General features: G+C 72.0%; 19 protein-coding genes and 1 pseudogene. 15 read left to right on the top strand and 5 right to left on the bottom strand.

The features are described from left to right. The first annotated feature begins 36 nt into the window (after nucleotides 1-36). Nucleotides 37-495 (top strand): Lrp/AsnC family transcriptional regulator, encoded by a 459-nt coding sequence (locus AC0AIB_RS02080; RefSeq protein ID WP_465095879.1) that lies wholly within the window; start codon nucleotides 37-39, stop codon nucleotides 493-495. 109 nt (nucleotides 496-604) lie between these two features. On the opposite strand, the gene AC0AIB_RS02075 is transcribed toward AC0AIB_RS02080, so the two are convergent. The 3 genes from AC0AIB_RS02075 to mobA form a co-directional block, all read right to left on the bottom strand. Beyond that, nucleotides 605-1717 (bottom strand): T3SS (YopN, CesT) and YbjN peptide-binding chaperone 1, encoded by a 1113-nt coding sequence (locus AC0AIB_RS02075; protein ID WP_328341851.1) that lies wholly within the window; start codon nucleotides 1715-1717, stop codon nucleotides 605-607. Nucleotides 1718-1885: 168 nt separating this feature from the next. Continuing rightward, nucleotides 1886-2191, bottom strand: a complete 306-nt coding sequence (locus AC0AIB_RS02070; RefSeq protein ID WP_328341849.1) for a DUF6457 domain-containing protein — start codon at nucleotides 2189-2191, stop codon at nucleotides 1886-1888. Continuing rightward, complete coding sequence (gene mobA / locus AC0AIB_RS02065; protein WP_328341847.1) at nucleotides 2188-2871, bottom strand: molybdenum cofactor guanylyltransferase; 684 nt, start codon at nucleotides 2869-2871, stop codon at nucleotides 2188-2190. The genes AC0AIB_RS02070 and mobA overlap by 4 nt, the downstream gene beginning before the upstream one ends. Before the next feature lie 79 nt (nucleotides 2872-2950). Here mobA and fdhD point away from each other — a divergent pair, with 79 nt between their 5' ends. Then, nucleotides 2951-3805 carry a formate dehydrogenase accessory sulfurtransferase FdhD gene (fdhD, locus tag AC0AIB_RS02060; protein WP_328341845.1) on the top strand — a complete coding sequence of 285 codons (855 nt, stop codon included), beginning with the start codon at nucleotides 2951-2953 and terminating at the stop codon, nucleotides 3803-3805. Nucleotides 3806-3910: 105 nt separating this feature from the next. Here the strand turns inward: fdhD and AC0AIB_RS02055 are convergent, their stop codons facing one another. Both AC0AIB_RS02055 and AC0AIB_RS02050 read right to left on the bottom strand, forming a co-directional pair. Beyond that, nucleotides 3911-4165: a flavin reductase gene (locus AC0AIB_RS02055; protein ID WP_328341843.1), complete on the bottom strand. Its 255-nt coding sequence runs from the start codon at nucleotides 4163-4165 to the stop codon at nucleotides 3911-3913. Between the two features lie 265 nt (nucleotides 4166-4430). After that, nucleotides 4431-4620, bottom strand: a pseudogene (locus AC0AIB_RS02050) (hypothetical protein); the annotation flags it as partial. Between the two features lie 473 nt (nucleotides 4621-5093). On the opposite strand from AC0AIB_RS02050, the gene AC0AIB_RS02045 reads away from it, so the two are divergent. The 13 genes from AC0AIB_RS02045 to fabG all read left to right on the top strand — a co-directional run bounded on the left by AC0AIB_RS02045 (nucleotide 5094) and on the right by fabG (nucleotide 17837). Next, entirely contained in the window at nucleotides 5094-5900 is an 807-nt protein-coding gene (locus AC0AIB_RS02045) for a helix-turn-helix domain-containing protein (RefSeq protein ID WP_465095917.1), read from the top strand. Next, entirely contained in the window at nucleotides 5887-6078 is a 192-nt protein-coding gene (locus tag AC0AIB_RS02040; RefSeq protein ID WP_465095878.1) for a DUF397 domain-containing protein, read from the top strand. Before AC0AIB_RS02045 ends, AC0AIB_RS02040 begins: the two co-directional genes overlap by 14 nt. Nucleotides 6079-6594: 516 nt before the next feature. Continuing rightward, complete coding sequence (locus AC0AIB_RS02035; protein ID WP_465095877.1) at nucleotides 6595-6756, top strand: hypothetical protein; 162 nt, start codon at nucleotides 6595-6597, stop codon at nucleotides 6754-6756. Between the two features lie 208 nt (nucleotides 6757-6964). Then, nucleotides 6965-7918 (top strand): ABC transporter ATP-binding protein, encoded by a 954-nt coding sequence (locus AC0AIB_RS02030; protein ID WP_328341835.1) that lies wholly within the window; start codon nucleotides 6965-6967, stop codon nucleotides 7916-7918. Beyond that, a complete protein-coding gene (locus AC0AIB_RS02025; protein WP_328341833.1) occupies nucleotides 7915-8709 on the top strand; it encodes an ABC transporter permease in 795 nt (264 codons plus the stop codon). Before AC0AIB_RS02030 ends, AC0AIB_RS02025 begins: the two co-directional genes overlap by 4 nt. Nucleotides 8710-8868: 159 nt before the next feature. After that, nucleotides 8869-9804: an ACP S-malonyltransferase gene (locus AC0AIB_RS02020; protein ID WP_328341831.1), complete on the top strand. Its 936-nt coding sequence runs from the start codon at nucleotides 8869-8871 to the stop codon at nucleotides 9802-9804. Continuing rightward, entirely contained in the window at nucleotides 9791-11263 is a 1473-nt protein-coding gene (locus AC0AIB_RS02015; protein WP_465095876.1) for a class I adenylate-forming enzyme family protein, read from the top strand. The genes AC0AIB_RS02020 and AC0AIB_RS02015 overlap by 14 nt, the downstream gene beginning before the upstream one ends. Beyond that, complete coding sequence (locus tag AC0AIB_RS02010) at nucleotides 11244-11480, top strand: acyl carrier protein (protein WP_328341827.1); 237 nt, start codon at nucleotides 11244-11246, stop codon at nucleotides 11478-11480. Before AC0AIB_RS02015 ends, AC0AIB_RS02010 begins: the two co-directional genes overlap by 20 nt. A gap of 25 nt (nucleotides 11481-11505) precedes the next feature. Then, nucleotides 11506-12699 carry an aminotransferase-like domain-containing protein gene (locus tag AC0AIB_RS02005; protein ID WP_465095875.1) on the top strand — a complete coding sequence of 398 codons (1194 nt, stop codon included), beginning with the start codon at nucleotides 11506-11508 and terminating at the stop codon, nucleotides 12697-12699. Next, on the top strand, nucleotides 12696-15017 hold the full coding sequence (locus AC0AIB_RS02000; protein WP_465095874.1) for a lantibiotic dehydratase: 2322 nt from the start codon (nucleotides 12696-12698) through the stop codon (nucleotides 15015-15017). Before AC0AIB_RS02005 ends, AC0AIB_RS02000 begins: the two co-directional genes overlap by 4 nt. Then, nucleotides 15014-16060, top strand: a complete 1047-nt coding sequence (sbnA, locus tag AC0AIB_RS01995; RefSeq protein WP_328341822.1) for a 2,3-diaminopropionate biosynthesis protein SbnA — start codon at nucleotides 15014-15016, stop codon at nucleotides 16058-16060. The genes AC0AIB_RS02000 and sbnA overlap by 4 nt, the downstream gene beginning before the upstream one ends. Then, the gene (gene sbnB, locus AC0AIB_RS01990) at nucleotides 16057-17088 is read left to right on the top strand and encodes a 2,3-diaminopropionate biosynthesis protein SbnB (RefSeq protein ID WP_465095873.1); all 1032 of its coding nucleotides are present in this window, start codon (nucleotides 16057-16059) and stop codon (nucleotides 17086-17088) included. The genes sbnA and sbnB overlap by 4 nt, the downstream gene beginning before the upstream one ends. Then, nucleotides 17085-17837, top strand: coding sequence for a 3-oxoacyl-ACP reductase FabG (gene fabG, locus AC0AIB_RS01985; protein ID WP_328341820.1), 753 nt, complete (start codon nucleotides 17085-17087; stop codon nucleotides 17835-17837). The genes sbnB and fabG overlap by 4 nt, the downstream gene beginning before the upstream one ends. Nucleotides 17838-17856: the final 19 nt, after the last annotated feature.

The raw sequence follows: 17856 nt of genomic DNA, 5'->3' as shown, positions 1-17856 counted from the left end.
TAACAGCCAGAAATATTGCTTCCCAGGGGCGGAACGTTGCAGATAGACGTGGTAGACCAGCGAATCATTGCGTTGCTCGTGGCGGACGCCCGGACCTCGTACGCGGACATCGGCTCCCGGGTGTCACTGTCCGCGCCAGCGGTCAAGCGACGGGTGGACCGGCTCCGGGCCACCGGGGTGATCAGGGGCTTCACCGCCGTGGTGGACCCGGCCGCCGTCGGCTGGACCACCGAGGCGTTCGTCGAGCTGTTCTGTGCCGGCCGGACCACCCCCACCCAACTGGCGCTGGCCGCCCGGCGGCATCCCGAGGTGGTGGGCGCCTACACCGTCTCCGGCGAGGCCGACGCGCTCGTACACCTGCGCGCCGCCGACATCTCCCACCTGGAGGACGCGCTGGAACGGCTCCGGGCGGAACCGTTCGTCACCTCCACCCGGAGCACCATCGTGCTCTCCCGGCTGGTCGAGTCGCCCGGCGTCGGCCCGTCCACCCCTTGACCGCCCCGCCCCTGACGCCCTCCGCCCCTGACGCCCCCGGCCCCGCCCCGCCCTGCCCCGGCGGCACGGATCGCGGCCGGCGGCATCCAGACGGCCTGGGGTGGGGCGATCAGAGGTACATGCCGGTGCGGTGCTCGGTGTCGCCCCGGCTCGGCTTGTCGCCCTCGCCGAAGAACCGCTTCCCGCCGAACTCGCCGTGCAGCCGGTCGTCCAGTTCGTCGGCGAGCCCGGTCATCACCTGCACCGCAAGCATCAGGTGGGTGGCCTGGAAGTTGCGCCCGAAGACCGGGATGGACGCCCAGACGGTGTCGTCGGCGCAGTACAGCCGGCCGATCGGCATCCGGTTGGTCAGCTCGGAGAGCTTCACGTACAGCCGCTCGGTCGGCTCGACCTCGGTCAGCACCGGCGAGAAGACGTCGACCAGCGGCGGATTGTCGCGGACCCGGACGAAGACCATCGCCGAACCGGCCCGGATGTTGATGTCCCCGTCCGAGTCGACCTGGAGGTGATCGGACGTCGACTTCAGCATGGTCGAGACCACCGTCCGGACCTGTTCCGGCAGGTCCAGCACCTCCTGCTCGCCGCTCTGGGCGCTCGCCGCCGCGGCCAGCGCCTCGTCCAGGTCGGCCTCGACGTCCTGGTCGGGGCCGAACTCGCTGCGCGCGGTGCCGAGCGCCTCGATCGGCAACGACTCGCCGTCGGCGTCCTGGCTGAGGTAGACCAGGAAGGCCGGGTGCGGTGCGCCGTACACGTCCCGCAGGGTGCGGGAGAGCAGCCCGGCCAGCTTGCTGGCGTCGTCGGCCGTCCCGTCCAGGCCGAAGTGCTCGCCGGAACCCGCCACCACGCCGGGCGGCGACCAGCCGAGCGCGATCATGTCGGCCACCGCGGCGCGGTCCAGCCGGAAACCCTGCGGCAGGGTGGCGTTGCCGACCGCCCGCGCGGAGAGCCGGCCCTGCTCGCCGACGGCCACGCTGATCGAGTAGACCGCGTCGCCAGTCCCGGAGGCGGTCGGGTCCAGGGTCAGCTCCAGCTGCGCCCCGGCGGGCAGCTCCCGCAGCCGGGCGGCCAGCGCCCGGGCGAACTCCCGCCACGCCTCGGTGACCTTGGCCCGCAGGTCGGCCGTGCTCGGCTCGTCCAGCAGGATCGACTCGTGGTGCTCGCGGTGCTCCGGCGGGGTGCCGGGCTGATCACCTGTCGGCTTCGAGGGGTGGTCTGCCGTCATGATCGCCTCCGTCCGTCAAGGTCACCCTACCCAGGCGGGCCGGAGAACGAATCCACCGCGACCGGCATCGGACACCGCTGCCGCCACCCCCGGTCCCCGCGGAGCGGGCACGGCACGACGGGAGCGCCAGCCGCCCGGCCAGCCGGGCCGGTCACCCTGCCGGGCCGGTCACCCTGCCGGCGGTGCCTCCGGGCCGGAGTCCGACGGCCCGTCCGCCGGCCGGTCGGGGCGCTCGCCGCCCAACTCGACCGGCCACTGCGCAGCCAACCCGCTGAGCCGCGCCGCCGCAGCAGCCGGGTCCGCGCCGCGCCCGACCGCCACCCCGAGCAGGTACGCGGTGACCGGCGCACCCGGCCGCAGCACCTGGTGGGCGACGTCCCGGGCCAGGTCCAGCACGGTCGGCACCGACACCTCGGCCGGGTCGAGCTCCAGCTCGGCGCAGGCCGCCGTCACCCAGTCGTCAAGCACCGTCATCGCGTCCACTCCTCTGCCCGGCGTACGTCGGAGGCAGTGTCGCAGTCGAACCACGGTGGGGGGCCGGCAGCAGACCAGGCCAACTCGCGCACGGTCAGCTCGCCCAGCAGTTCCCGCATCGACGCCCCGGCCAGCGCAGCGCCCCCCTCGACTCTCACGGCCTGCTCAATCCCCTCGGCCCGCTCGATCCCCTCGGCCTGCTCGACCACCTCGGCCCGACGGGCGGCCACGCGGCCGAGTGCGGCGCACAGCGGCGGCACCCGCCACACCCCGCACAGCGACTGCCGCCTCCCCCGGTCGTCGAGGAGGCAGACACCGTCCGCCGCCTCCGGGCCGGACTCGGCGGCCAGTGCGTCGAGCAGCACGCCGACGGCCGGGCGGGTGAGCAGCGGCAGGTCGGCGGCGAGCAGGGCGACCACTGTCGTACCGGAATCGAGCAGGGCCAGCCCCGCCGCCGTGGCGGCCACCGGACCACCGCCGGCCGGCTCCTCCCGGGTCACCAGCACGTCGGCCGGGAGCGACCCGCCCGGCCCGACCAGCACCCGGGGAACGGCATCGGCGACTGCGGCCAGCACCCGGTCCCGCATCGGCCGCCCGTGCACCGGCACCACCGGCTTGTCCCGCCCGCCCATCCGGCGGGCCGCCCCACCGGCCAGCACCACCGCCGCGTACGCCGTCATCCGGCCACGGTAGCCGCCCGGTCTCCCCGGCGGGGCCGTCGCCGTGCGGAGGGTCGGGTGGGCGGGGCAGGATGGCGGGATGGGACGGGCCACTGACCGGCGGAGCGTGCTCCGGATCGACCTCGACGCGGCGGACGACGCCCGGGTGGCGCTGCGCCGGCCGGACACGCTCGCCGTGGAGGAACCGCTGGAGATCCGGGTCGGCCCCGGCGGCCCGGGTCGACGCCGCCCGCTGGCGGTGACCATGCGTACCCCCGGTGACGACCTCGACCTGGCCATCGGCTTCCTGCTGACCGAGGGCCTGATCCGCACGGACGCCGACGTGCACACCGCCCAGCTCTGCTCCGGGGTGGAGACACCCAACACGTACAACGTGGTCGACGTGGTGCTCGCCCCCGGCGTGCCGGAACCGGCTACCGATCCCGCGCGCAACTTCTACACGACCAGTTCCTGCGGGGTGTGCGGCAAGGCCAGCATCGACGCCATCCGCACCCGGTCCCGCTTCACCGTCGCGGACGACCCGCTCACCGTGCCGGCGAAGCTACTTGCCGAACTGCCCGACCGGCTGCGCGCGGCACAACGCGCCTTCGACCGCACCGGCGGCCTGCACGCGGCGGGCCTGTTCACCCCCGACGGCGAGCTGGTGGTGCTGCGCGAGGACGTCGGCCGGCACAACGCCGTCGACAAGGTGGTTGGCTGGGCGGTCCGGCAACGGCGGCTGCCGCTCGCCGGGCACCTGCTGCTGGTGTCCGGACGGGCGAGTTTCGAGCTGACCCAGAAGGCGTGGATGGCCGGGGTGCCGCTGCTGGCGGCGGTCTCCGCGCCGAGCACCCTCGCCGCCGACCTGGCCGACGAGGCGGGCCTGACCCTGGTCGGCTTCCTGCGCGGCCGGACGATGAACGTCTACACCGGAGCGCAGCGCGTCACCCCCTGAACCGGCTCGGCCTGCGTGGATTGTGGAGAGTTCTTGTCGCCAGGGCCGCAGTAACTCTCCACAATCCACCGACCCGCTGCGCCGCCCTGGGGCTGCGGGAAGAGATCAGCGGTCCTGCGGGCGGGCCCAGGTCAGGAAGCGGTCGGTCAGGTCGGTCCGGCGACCGTTGTCGAGCTGCGTCAGGTGCTCGGTCGCCTCCACCGACAACCCGGCCAGCAGGGCGAGCAGACCCGGCCGGTCGCCGTCGTACCTGGCGAGGAGGGCGAGTTTCGCCTCGCCGCACGGCCACGGGTTCGCGTCGACCCGGCACAGCCAGATCGGCCGCACCGGCGTGTGCCGGCCCGGCAGCGGACCGGTCACGGCGTCCCCGCCGACCTGGACCCCCGTCCCCGACCGGGTCGAACGCCCGGTGGGACCGTCGCTCCCCGCCGAGAGACCGTCACCCGGCCCTGCCGGTCCGGCTGCGGGGACGTGACCCCCCGGGTCCGTGGTGTCGTCGTCCTCCGCTGCGGGTCCGCCGTTGCGGGCCGTGGGGTTGCCGCCCGACGCTGCGACGAGGCTGGCGTGGGCTCGGGTTTCGTCGGGTCGGGCTGCGGGGTGAGCCGCCGAGCGCCCGCCGGCATCAGGAACAGGGTCCGCCGCCGGACCGCGTCGCCGACGGCATTCAGCTCGTACGCGTCGATCCACACCCAACCGTCGTACGTGTGCCAGTCGGTCAACACCCGGATGACCCGGACCGTGATCGGCCGGATGAACTGCACACTGGCGGCACGCGACAGGTGCAGTACCTCTCCCGACCTGACCTCCGGCGCGATCACCGGGGCCCCTGGTTCCGGCCGGACGCCCACCGGTGCGCCGGCACGATGCCCGTCATCCGCTCCGCCCCCCGGTACGGCGGAACGACCGTCCCGATCGGTCCGGGCACGATCGGGTGCGCGGACGGCCCAGGGTCGGACGCAGCCTCACTGCTGGGCGCGGCCTCACTGCTGGGCGCGGCCTCACTGCTGGGCGCGGGCTTCTGGTTTTCGGGCTTCGGCTTGTCCTTGGGCACGCGGCCCCTCCTGTCCGTCGGCATGGAAGAGGGGCCGCCCCGCCCTTCCACGGGACGGCCCCTCCGGCAGACACCACCGCCAGCTTTCGACAACTACCGACAGCGCCGCCCTGATGACACTCTGATATGGAGGCCATTAGGCTCGTAAGGTGCGGCGAGCGCCTGGGCTGATCTGGATGAATAGCCGCCGAAGGTGTGGCCGCATGAATGATCGATCTTCAGATTGGGGTGCTGTGCATGGCTGACGTACCAGATCCGCTCGCCGAATTCGTCGTTGCCGAGATTCGTCGCGCTCGGGGTGCCGCCGGCATGACGCAGGAGGCGTTCGGGCGAGGTGCCGGCTTCAGTGCGTCGCACGTGAGTGCAGTCGAGGGTGGCACCCGGGCCCTGACCATCGACTTCATCAAAGGGGCCGACCGGGCGTTGAGCAGCGGCGGACTCTTCGAACGCCTGGTGAGCAAGCTCGGCACACCCTCGTGGTTCCTGCCGTGGCTCGACGCCGAACGCAACGCGACCCAACTCAGGTACTTCGAGCCGAACCTGATCCCGGGCCTACTCCAAACCGAGGCATACGCCCGCGCGGTGCTGCGCACCGTCGACAGTCTCACTGACGACGAGGTGGAACAACGGGTGTCGGCGCGGATCGACCGTCAGAGAATCCTGACCGGCGCGCGTCCTCCACAGCTGGTGGCAGTGCTCGACGAGAGGGCAGTGAATCTCAGCGGGGAGGGCTTCGGCGGCATCATGGGACAGCAAATCACCCAACTCATCGACAGGGCAGAACTGCCGCACGTCCATGTACATGTCATTCCGGCGGCCACCGGCCTACATGTCGGGCTGTCCGGGCCGTTCGCGCTGGCGCGCTCGGGCGGCGGGGTGTGGGTCGGACACCTTGAGAACCAGCTTGGCGGCGTTGTGGTCGACAAGGATGATGAGTTGGCTACGCTCCAGGCGCGGTGGGAGAACGTTCGGAACGAGGCCCTGCCGCGTCGGCAGTCCATCGATCTGTTGAAGGAAGTTGAGAGCCAACATGGACCTCAGTAACGCCACGTGGCGGAAGTCCACCCGCAGCGGTGCTAGCGGCGGCAACTGTGTCGAGGTTGCCGACGACCTTCCTCGCGCGGTCGCGGTGCGTGACTCCAAGGACCCGGACGGGCCGGCCCTGACGTTTGCGCCGACCGCATGGCGCACGTTCGTCGCCGGGTTGGCCGAACGCGCCTGAACGACCTGTCCCGACGAAGCGCCTGCCCTGAGTCTCGGGGGCAGGCGCTTCGCGTTGAGGACGAAATACCGGGCCCACACCGTATCGACCCGGACCGGTGCCGACCGAGGACACAGGGCCGACCGAGGAAACGGGGCCGACCGAGGAAACGGGGCCGGGAGCGTGTCCGACCCTGGCCGGTGAACCAGCGGGCTCCGTCTCCCCGGTGCTGAGTCGTGCCGACCGAGAACCATGTCGCTGACACCCTTATGCCTCTCAGGCATAAATATGACAGCTGGGCATACTCACTCGGGACACAACATTGCCCCGATCACCTCACCGACAGTAACCTTCTACCACCTGTGCCCCACGCCGACCGATCCACCGACCGGCCACGGCACCCCGACCCACCGTGGGCTACGGCCCGGCCACCGACCCCGCCACCGACCCGGCTGCTGGACGGCGTGGCCGGTGCGTCGAGTGTCGGCAGAATTGATCACCCCTATTCAGGGCAGGTGCAGAATTACTGAAAGCTCGATGCGGATATTCGTGCCGGCTACCGAACGGTTCGCCGCCACCATCGAATACCGCTCCGGCCGGCACCGCGATTACCGCCGTCTCCAGAGGGGCGACGAGGTCGGGAAACGGCTGGAGCGCGTCGCGGGCACGGCGCACACAGAAAACCTGCTGAACTGCTGATATGACGCGCGCGGCCGAGCGACGTCACGGGTGTAACCGCAGGAATATGACACCTGTCATCCGGTGCGTGTGACAGTACGCAGCACTTCTCCGGAAATACCCTCGGGGCCTTGCTGGGAAATGCAAATGGCGGGCATTGTGTACTCAGCGGCCGGAACGGAGAGGTCGCCGGAGCAGGCTACGTCCGCCGACGCAAGGAAGGTGACCGATGAACCGAAGATCCGCTCTCGTGCCGCGGGAGGAGGCGAGCACCAGCGAGGTAGACGCCGCCCTCCTGCAAGGGGTGACCAAACGCTTCACCAACACCGACGGCGTCGAATTCACTGCGGTGCACGGGCTCGACCTGCGCATCCGCCGTGGCGAGGTGGTCGCCTTCCTCGGCCCCAACGGGGCTGGCAAGACCACCACTGTCGACATGATCCTCGGCCTGACCCGCCCGGACGCCGGCGAGATCCGGCTCTTCGGCCAGCCGCCCGCGCAGGCGGTGCGGGCCGGCCGGGTGGCCGCGGTGATGCAGTCCGGCGGCCTACTGCCCGAGCTCACCGTCGAGGCCACCGTACGCATGTTGGCGTCGCTGCACCCGGGTGCCGACCCGGAGCGCTGCATGGCCCGCGCCAACCTGCACGAGCTGCGCAACCGCAAGGTCGCCGCCTGCTCCGGCGGCGAGCAGCAGCGGCTGCGCTTCGCCCTGGCACTGCTGTCCGCGCCGGACTTCCTGATCCTCGACGAGCCGACCGCCGGCATGGACGTGGCGGCCCGTCGAGACTTCTGGACGGCCGTCCGGCAGGACGCCGGGCAGGGCATGACCGTCATGTTCGCCACTCACTACCTGGAGGAGGCCGACCAGTTCGCCGACCGGATCGTCCTGCTGAACCGCGGCGAAGTGGTCGCCGACGGCTCGGCGTCGTCGATCCGGGCCGCCGCCAGCGGCCGGGTGGTCTCCGCGGTGCTGCCGCGCCACCAGGCCGACATGCTGGCCGAGGCCACCGGCGCCACCGTGACCGAGGTCCGCGGCGAGCGGATCTACTTCGACAGCACCGACTCCGACCTGCTCTTGCGCCACCTGGTACGGGACACCACGGCCGAGCAGATCGAGGTCACCCCACGCAGCCTGGAGGACGCCTTCCTGACCATCACCCGGCGTACCGGAGGAGACCGATGAGCACCGCGACCCTGCCGCCTCCCCGCCGCACGCGCTCGGCCCTCGGGCCGATCAACCCGATCTTCATTCGCTACGAGCTGAGCCGCCGGCTGAACCGACAGACGCTGATCTTCACGCTGCTTCTGCCGGCGGCCCTCTACCTGGCACTGTTCCGCACCGGCGGCACCGACGCCGAGCTGCCGCACGGCAACTTCGCCGCCTGGATGATGATCGGGATGGCGATCTACGGGGCCGCCACGGCGAGCACCAGTTCGGCCGCCACCGTCTCGATCGAACGATCCGTCGGGTGGTTGCGGACGATCCGGCTGAGCCCACTGTCGTCCACCGCGTACGTCCTGATCAAGGTGCTCTGCTCGGTGATCGTCGCGGCCCTGCCGGTCGGCGTGGTGGGCGTGCTCGGCGCCCTCACCGGCGCCGAGGCGAAGCCGCAGGTCTGGGTGATCAGCCTGGCCGTGGCGTGGCTGGGCTCGGCGGTCTTCGCCGCCCTCGGCATCGCCCTCGGACTGGCCCTGAAGCCGGAGATCGTGATGCACATGCCCGGTCTCACCATGACCGTGCTCGCCTTCCTCGGCAACCTGTTCATCCCGCTCTCCGGCGTGATGCTGACCATCTCGCAGTTCACCCCGATGTACGGCGTGGCCACCCTGGCCCGCTACCCGCTCACCGACGGATACAACTTCCACGGTGAGCACTCCAGCCTGCTCGGCGCGCTGATCAACCTGGCCGCCTGGCTCGCTGTCTTCACCGTCGCCGCCGCCCGCCGCTTCGCCGACAGCACGGGCCGCGTCTGACCCGCCGGCCGGCGTCGGACCCCACGACGCCGGCCGGCCCCCGCAAGAGACTTCCCGCCGTACGGGTGCCGTCCGGCTGACCAACCCTGCCCAGAAGCTGATCCAACCTGCCCAGAAACAGGTCCGGAGCAGCGCGTGACAAGGAGAGGAGGACCTCACATGTTCGTCATCATGGCCCCCGGTCAGGGTGCGCAGACGCCCGGCATGCTCGCCGGTTGGCTGCGTCGTCCGGAGCGGGCCGAGCTGGTGCAGAGCTGGTCGGAAGCCGCCGGATGCGACCTGATCCAGCTGGGCACCCGGGCTCCGGCTGCGGAGATCGCCCGTACCGAGCACACCCAGCCACTGCTTGTGGCGGCCGGCCTGCTGGCCCTGGCAGAGCTGGCCGACCTGCTGGCCGACGACGGGGTGGCAGCGGTGGCCGGGCACTCGGTCGGCGAACTCACCGCCGCGGCGTACGCCGGGGTGCTCACCCCGACCGACGCGATCCGGCTGGCCGGGATCCGTGGCCGGGCCATGGCCGCGGCCTGTGCCGACGCGCCGACCTCGATGTTGGCGGTGGTCGGTGGCGAGGAGCCGGTCGTGCTCGACCGGATCGCGGAGCTGGGTCTGAGCCCGGCCACCTTCAACGGGCCAGGGCAGATCGTGGCCGCCGGGCTGATCGCGGACCTGGACCGGCTGGCGGCCTCCCCTCCGCCGGGTGCCGCGGTGAAGCCGCTCGCGGTGGCCGGGGCGTTCCACACCCGGCACATGGAGCCGGCCCGCGCGACGTTCGCCGCGGCGGTCGCCGAGGTCCCGTTCGCCGATCCGCGTCAGCTCCTGCTGTCCAACGCGGACGGCCTGCCGATCAGGACCGGTGAGCAGGCCCGCGAGCGCCTGGTCGGCCAGCTCGTCCGGCCGGTGCGTTGGGACCGCTGCCTGACCGCCCTGGACGCGCTGGCACCCACGCTGAGCGTGGCGCTCCCACCGGCCAGGACCCTGGCCGGCGTGTTGAAGCGGCAGCTTCCGCACCTGGACGTGCTGCCGGTGCACCACGAACGCGATCTCGACGCGGTGCGCCGCCGGGTACGGGGAGGGCTGATCGGTGCTGGTGCATGAGCTCTTCGCGCAGGCCCGCGCCGAGCGCCCCCACCATCCCGCGGTGATCGACGGCGAGGGTCGCCTGACGTACGCCGAACTGGGCCGGCTGGTCGACAGGTCGGTGGGCTGGCTGCGCGGCCAGGGGGTCACCGCCGGGCAGCGGGTGGTCTACGGCGGCGACGCCGACCACCGCTTCCTCGCCTTCCTCTACGCGACCCTCCGGCTCGGCGCGATCTTCGTGCCGGCCCACCCGGAGCTCACCGGCGCCCAGCTCGGTTACCTCGCCGGGAACTGCGCCGCCACGGTCGTGCTGCACGGCACCGGGCCGCTGGCGCAGGCCTGGCAGGAGGTGCGCGACACCGCCCCGGACCCGTACGTCGCGGACACCGCACCGGACGACGTGGCCCTGCTGATCTACACCTCCGGCTCGACCGGCGACCCGAAGGGCGTGGTCTGTCCGCACCGCCCGATGGTCGCCGCGGTCGGGGCCGTCAACGCCCGGCTCGGCTACCGCGCCGAGGACGTGGTGCTCTGCCGGCTCCCGCTCTCCTTCGACTACGGCCTCTACCAGGCGCTGCTCTGCGCGACGGTCGGCGCCACCCTGGTGCTGACCGCCCGCAACCGGGACGCCGCACTGCTCAGGTTGATCGAGCAGCACGGGATCACCGTGGTGCCGCTGGTGCCGTCCCTGGCCCAGATGCTCACCGTGCTGCAACGACGCCGGAAGGTGCCGACCCGGGTGCGGCTGTTCACCAACACGGGGGCCCGGCTCGGGCGGGACACCGTGGCCGAACTGCTCGACTGCTTCCCCGGGGCGGCGTACGCCTCGATGTACGGGATGACCGAGTGCAAGCGGATCTCCATCCTGGACCCCGCCGAGTACGCGGACCACCCCGACTCGGTCGGCCCGGCGATTCCCGGCGACGTCATCCGGATCGTGGACGCCGACAAGCGTGCGGTCCCGCCCGGCACGGTCGGCGAGATCGTCGTCGGGGGAGCCACCGTGATGGCCGGTTACTGGCAGATCCCGATGGACCAGCAGCAGCGCTACCTGCGCGGGCCGGACGGTGCGCTCGAACTGCACACAGGTGACCAGGGATACCTGGACCAGCAGGGCCGGCTCTACTTCGTCGGCCGCGACGACGACATGATCAAGCGGCGCGGCGTCCGGATGAGCCTCACCGAGGTCGAGAACGCCGCCGAGAGGGTCGCCGGGATCGTCGCCGCGGTGGCCCTGCGACCGGCCGCCGACGACGCCCCACTGGTGCTCGCGGTGCTGAGCGAGCTGACCGAGCCGGAACTGCGCGACCTGCTCGCCGAGCACCTGGACCGGGCGCGGATGCCGGACCGCATCACCCACCTCGACGAGGTGCCCCTGACTCCCAACGGAAAGCCGGACCGCAAGGCGGTGGAGCGGCTTCTCCGACCCGAATCCTCCCCACAGAAATGGCAGACCCATGAACCAGTCGCAGTTTGACCAGCTCGTCGAGTCCGTGTGCGAGGTCGCGGTGAGCGACCCGGAGAAGCCCCTGGTCGACCTGGGCGTCGACTCCCTCGGATATCTCAACCTGGTGCTCGCCGTCGAGCAGCGGTACGGCTTCGAGATCGACCCGGACCTGCTGGCCGACGAGGCCCTGGCCAGCCCCGCCGGGCTCTGGCGGTTCGCCGAGGAACAGACCCGGATGCCCGTCTAGCCCGAGGCAGAGGAAGGAGAAGACCATGTGGACAACCAACGCCCCGGCCGTGGAGATGCCCCAGCTGTTCGAGCGTGGCGGCGATCTGATCTCCTTCGCCGGGGGGCTGCCGGACCTGAGCCGGCTGCCACTCGGTGACCTGGCCGGTCAGCTGTCCCGGCTGACCCGGCTGGGCGGCCGGACGGCCCTGCAGTACAGCACCCCGCACGTGGCCCGCAGCCTGCTGCCGGCGATCAACGACCTGATGGCCCGGGAGGGCACCACCGCCGAGGCCGACGAGCTGGTGCCGACCGGCGGCTCGCAGCTGGGCCTGACCGCCGTGGCGCTGGGTCTGGCCCGGCCCGGCGAGGCAGTGCTCTGCCAGACCCCGGCGTACCCGGGTGCGCTCGCCGCCTTCCGGCTCGCCGGTCTGACCGCGGTCGGCGTGCCGGCCGACGCCGAAGGGCTCGACCCGCAGGCGCTGCGGGACACCGTGCTCAGCCTCCGGGCCGGTGGCACGACGGCACGGCTGCTCTACGTCAACCCGACCTTCTCCAACCCGACAGGTGCGACCCTCGGCCTCGACCGCCGCGCCGGGATCCTGCGGGTCTGCCGGGACCTGGACCTGTTGATGATCGAGGACAACCCGTACGGCCTGCTCTCCTTCACCGGCGAGCACGTCACCGCGTGCCGGGCGCTGGACCCGGACCGGGTGGTCTACCTGGGCACCTTCTCCAAGATCTTCGCCCCCGGACTGCGCTGCGGCTGGATCGCCGCTCCCCGGCACCTGGCCGGCGCGCTGCGCGCCACCACCGAGGTCATGTCGCTGTCCCCGTCGGCGTTCGCCCAGGCCGCCCTGGCCGCGTTCTACACCGGCCAGGGCTGGGACGACCTGCTCGCCGGCTACCGGGAGAGCTACCGGGAGCGGGCCGCGCTGATGACCTCGGCGCTGGAACACGAATTCGGTCTGGACGGCGACTGGAGCTGGGGCACCCCGAGCGGCGGGTTCTACGTCTGGCTGCGGCACCGGGCCGGGGCCGACACCAGCGGGTTCGCGGCAGCTGCCGCGCAGCGCGGGGTGTCGTACGTGCCCGGCCGGCACTTCAGCATCGACGGGGAGCACGCCGACGGGCTGCGGCTCTGCTTCAGCTACCCGGCACCCGCGAAGATCACCGAGGGGGTGGCCCGGTTGGCGCAGGCCCTCTCCGGCCGGCGTGACCTTGCGCAGGTGGCCCGATGACCGGGGCGCTGGAGCGGGTCCGCGAGGTGGACTGGTCCACCTTCGGCCCGCACTGCCCGATGGGTGACACCGACTGGCGGGTCTGGTCGGTCGGGATGCTGCGCAGCGCCGGTTTCCCGGCGTCCGGGCTGCACCTGCTGGGCGGAAAGGAGGCGGCTGCCGCCGTCGACGGCGACGACTTCGTCGTGGCGTACGACCGGGCTGCCGCAGCCGAGTCCGCCGCGCTGGCCGCGCTGGCCACGGACGAGACCCTCAGCCGGGCGGTGGTCTGGCAGAACCCGGCGGCGTTCGCGCTGCTCGCCCGGCTCGCGACCGACGACCCCGGCCGGGGCACCAAGCGCCGCGAGCGCGAGCGGGTGCTGGCGATGTACTGGCTGCGCTACTGCGCCAAGGCCGAGACCATCGGCTTCTTCGGCCCCGCCGGCTGGTTCGGCGTCGGGCGCAGCGACCGGGCGCTCACCGTCGAGACCGGTCCCGGCCTGGTCGGCGACCGTCGGGTGTTCCTCGAACGCTGGATGGTCGCCGAGCTGGCCGACTGGATGGTCGCCCAGCAGGGAGCACGCTGGTGGTTCCCGCCGATGCTGCGCCCGGACGTGCACCTCGACGGCGAGCAGCTGCTGGTGCCCGGTCGTGGCCCGATGCGGCTGCGCCCGGACGAGGCCGCCGTGCTCGCCCTGACCGACGGCGAGCGGCACGCCGAGGATCTCGTCGACCGCCTGGTGGCCGACGCCGGCTGGGCTCCCGCGACCACCCGCGACCGGGTGGAGAAGGTGCTGCTGCGCTGGCAGCGGCAGCGGCTGCTGACCTGGGACGGCAACATCCCGATCGACGAGCGGGCCGAGCGCACGCTGCGCCGACGGGTGGACCGGATCGGCGATCCCGCGCTGTTCGTCCGCTTCGACGAGGTCCTCACCGGCTTCACCGCCGCCCGGCAACGGGTCGCCGAGGCCACCGACACCGCCGGGCTACGCGCCGCGCTGGATGCGCTCGGCGCGCTGTTCGTCGAGGTCACCGGGCAGGCCGCGACGCGGGAGGGCGGGAAGGCGTACGCCGGGCGCAGCCTCTGCTACGAGGACACCCTCCGGGACACCCGGATGGAGCTGGGCCGTGACTTCCTGGACCGGATCGCCCGCCCGCTGGCGCTCGTGGCCGGTGCCGCGGACTGGTTCGGCAACCGGCTCGCCGAACTCGTCGAGGAAGAGGTGTCCGCTCAGGTCCGGGCGGTCGCGGCGAAGTCCCGACGGCCGGTCACCCTGGCCGACGTCTGGGCGCAGGTGCTCGGGCTCTTCTGGGGCGACGACCCGCGCCCGGTGCGGGCCGCGATCGGTGAACTGGCCGCGAAGTGGCGCGAGGTCCTCGACCTCGACCCGGCTTCGGCCGGGCACCGTGTCGACCTCACCTCGGGCGAGCTGGCGCAGCGCGCCCGAGCCGTCTTCGGTACGGCCGGACCGCGCTGGCCGCATCTCGCGGTGCACAGTCCCGACCTGCAGATCGTGGCGGACAGCGTGGACGCCGTGAACGCCGGCGACTACCAGGTGGTCCTCGGTGAGCTGCACGCCTGCCTCTCCTCGCTGGACCTGATCTTCCTGAACTGGACCACCGGCACCGAGGCCTCGCTGCGGGACATGGTCAACGCCGGGATCGGCACCCCCCGCATGGTGCCGCTGTTCCCGCCCGGTTGGCGGCGCAACACCGGTCGCTTCGTTCCCACCACAGTGGGCGCCGGGGAGCGGCTGATCGGCTTCGCCCGTGGGCCGGTCGACGGCCGCGACCGCGTCGATCCGGCGGTGTCGATCACCTTCACCGACGCGGACGGGGTGGTCACCGCCCGGACCCGGGACGGGCGGCGGTGGCGGATTCCGGAGCTGCTCGGCGTACTGATGTCGATGGTCGCCGCGGACGCCTTCAAGATCGGGCTGGAAGGTCCGCACACGCCGCGCCTGGCGGTCGACGGCATGGTGCTGTTCCGGGAGACCTGGCGGCTGCCTGTGGCGTCGCTCGGCCTCTCCGAGCGCGCGACCAACAGGCAACGCGACTACGCGGAGGTGCGCCGCTGGGCCACCGGGCACGGCCTGCCCGACCAGGTCTTCGTCAAGTTCCCGGAGGAGACGAAACCGGCGCTGTTCGACCTGACCAGCCCGACCCTGGTGATCGCGTTCGTGAACCTGGTGCGCGCGGCCCGCCGACGGGACCCGGCAACGGTGCTGAACATCAGCGAGCCGCTGCCCGACCCGCGACGGTCCTGGCTGCCGGACTCGGCGGGCGGGCGCTACGTCAGCGAGCTGCGGATACAGCTCAGCCGGGAGGTACGGGCATGACCTCCGTGGCCTTCCCCAGCTCCCTGCCCGGCGGGCCGACCCGTCGCGGCCGTACCGAGACCGACGTGATCTCGACGATCGGCGGCACCCCGCTTATCGCCCTGGACCGGCTCTTCGACCCGGACCGCTTCCAGGTGTACGGCAAGTGCGAGCGGTTCAACCCGGGCGGCAGCATCAAGGACCGGTCCGCCCGGTCCATGATCGAGCAGGCGCTGAAGACCGGCGCGATCGTGCCCGGCCGCTCCACTGTGGTCGAGTCCACCTCGGGCAACCTCGGGGTCGCCCTGGCCCAGCTCTGCAACTTCTACCGGGTCGGCCTGATCTGCGTGATCGACCCGAAGACGACGGCGCAGAACGCGGCAATCATGCGGGCCTACGGAGCGCGGCTGGAGCTGGTCGACCAGCCTGACCCGCAGACCGGCGAGTACCTGCCCACCCGCCTGCGCCGGGTCCGGGAACTGCTCGCCTCGGTGCCGGACGCGTACTGGCTCAACCAGTACGCGAACGAGCGCAACAGCCAGGCGCACCACACCACCATGCGGGAGATCCACGAGGCACTCCCCGACCGGCTCGACTACCTCTTCTGCACCGCCGGCACCTGCGGCACGTTGCGCGGCTGCGCGGAGTTCGTCCGGGACCACCAGCTCGACGTGACGATCGTCGCGGTGGACGCGGTGAACAGCGCGATCTTCGGGCCGCCGGCACCGTGGGAGCGGTCGCACCGGCGGCTGATCCCGGGGCACGGGGCCGCGATGGTGCCGCCGTTGCTGCGGGCCGGGCTGGCCGACCGGCTGATCAAGGTGACCGACGCCGACTGCGTACGGGCCTGCCGGGAGTTGTTGGCCCAGGAATCGGTGCTGGCCGGCGGCTCCTCGGGGGCGGCGATCGCGGCCCTGCAGAGCGCCGCGGAGTGGATCGAACCGGGCGCGGTCTGCGTCGCGATCCTCCCCGACGGCGGGGACCGCTACCTGAACACCATCTATTCCGACCGATGGGTCCGGGAGCACATCGAGCTGAGCGACAGCGGAAGGGACATGCGATGAGGGTTCTGGGCCGGGACGACGTACGGGCGGCCCTGGACGGCCGGGAGGGGGCCGTGCTGGACGCCGTGCGCAACGCCTACCTGCTGCACCACGCGGGGCAGTCCGAGATCCCCTTCTCCAGTTTCCTGCGGCCGCCGGGCCGACCCGGTTCCCGGATCATCTGCCTCCCCGCCTACCTGGGCGGCACGGACCCGGTGATCGGGGTCAAGTGGATCTCCTCGTTCCCGACGAACCTGGAACGCGGCCTGCAACGGGCCTCGGCGGTCTCCATCCTCAACGACCTGGAGACCGGCTACCCGGTGGCGGTCCTGGAGAGCAGCCAGATCTCGGCGGCCCGGACGGCCGCGGGCGCGGCGGTCGCCAGCGAGGTGCTGCACGGCGGCACCGCGGTGCGGACCGTCGGGCTGATCGGCTGCGGCACCATCAACCACCGCACGCTTGCCTACCTGACCAGGGTGCACCCCGGAATCCGCGAGGTGGCGCTCTTCGACGCGGTCGACGAGCACGCGAAGCTGGCCGCCGAGCGGTGGGCCGAGCAGTTCCCCGGCATCGACCTCACCCCCGGCGACCTGACCTCGGCCCTGCGGGCGCAGACGGTGAGCATCGCCACCACCGACTCGTCGTACTGGTTGAGCCTGGGCGACCACCCGGACCGGCCGCCGGACCAGGTCGTCCTGCACCTGTCGCTGCGCGACCTGGACGTGGCCTCGATTCTGCGCGGTTACAACGTGGTCGACGACGTGGACCACGTCTGCCGGGAGCAGACCTCGCTGCACCGGACCGAGTTGGAGCTCGGCCACCGCGGTTTCATCCACGCCACCATCGGCGGCCTGCTCAGCGGCGATCCGATCGCCAAGCCGACCAGCGCGAACACCATCTTCTCCCCGTTCGGTCTCGGCGTGCTCGACCTCGCGGTCTCCGTCGAGGTGGTCCGGGCCGCCGAAGCCGGCGGAACCGGCATCACCGTCGACGGCTTCGAGCCGGGAAGCCACCAGATCACCAGTCAACTCACCGGAGGAAAGGCATGAGCACCCAGTTCGTCCCCGGCACGATCGCGCTGGTGACCGGGGCGTCCCGTGGCATCGGTGCCGCGATCGCGGTCGCCCTCGCCGAACAGGGCTGCGACGTGGTCGTCAACTACCGGTCACAGGTGGCCCAGGCCGAAGCGGTCGCCGAGAAGATCCGCGAGCTGGGGCGGCGGGCCCTGGTCGTGGGCGCCGACGTCGCCGACGAGCAGCAGGTCATCGCGATGTTCAAGCAGATCCGCGCGGAGTGGGGCGGCGTGCAGGTGGCGGTGCTGAACTCCGGCGTCACCGCGGACGGGCACCTGGCCGCAATGAGCGGGCAGAAGTGGGGCGACGTGATCGCCACCAACCTGACCGGAACGTTCTACACCGCCCGGGAGGCCGTCAAACAGATGTACACCTCCGGCGGCGCCCTGGTCCTGATCTCGTCCACAAGTGGCATCGCCGGCCGCCCGGGGCAGGGCAACTACTCGGCGAGCAAGGGCGGCGTGATCGCGATGGCCCGGTCGTTGGCCTACGAGGTGGCCCCGCGGGGCATCCGGGTCAACCTGGTCGCCCCCGGGTTCATCGACACCGACATGGTCAAGAAGGTGCCCCGGGCGGTGCTCAAGGAGGCCTGCCAGGCGATCCCGCTGGGACGCATGGGCACGGCCGCCGAGGTGGCCCAGGCGGCGACCTTCCTCGCCTCACCGGCGGCCTCGTACATCACCGGAAAGGTGCTCACCGTCGACGGCGGCATGATCACCGGCTGAATTCGCACCAACCCACCAA

The organism is Micromonospora sp. DSM 43699 (assembly GCF_055517075.1).
Note: the sequence above shows the minus strand (reverse complement) of the source record. Positions and strands in the feature narration are given on the sequence as shown.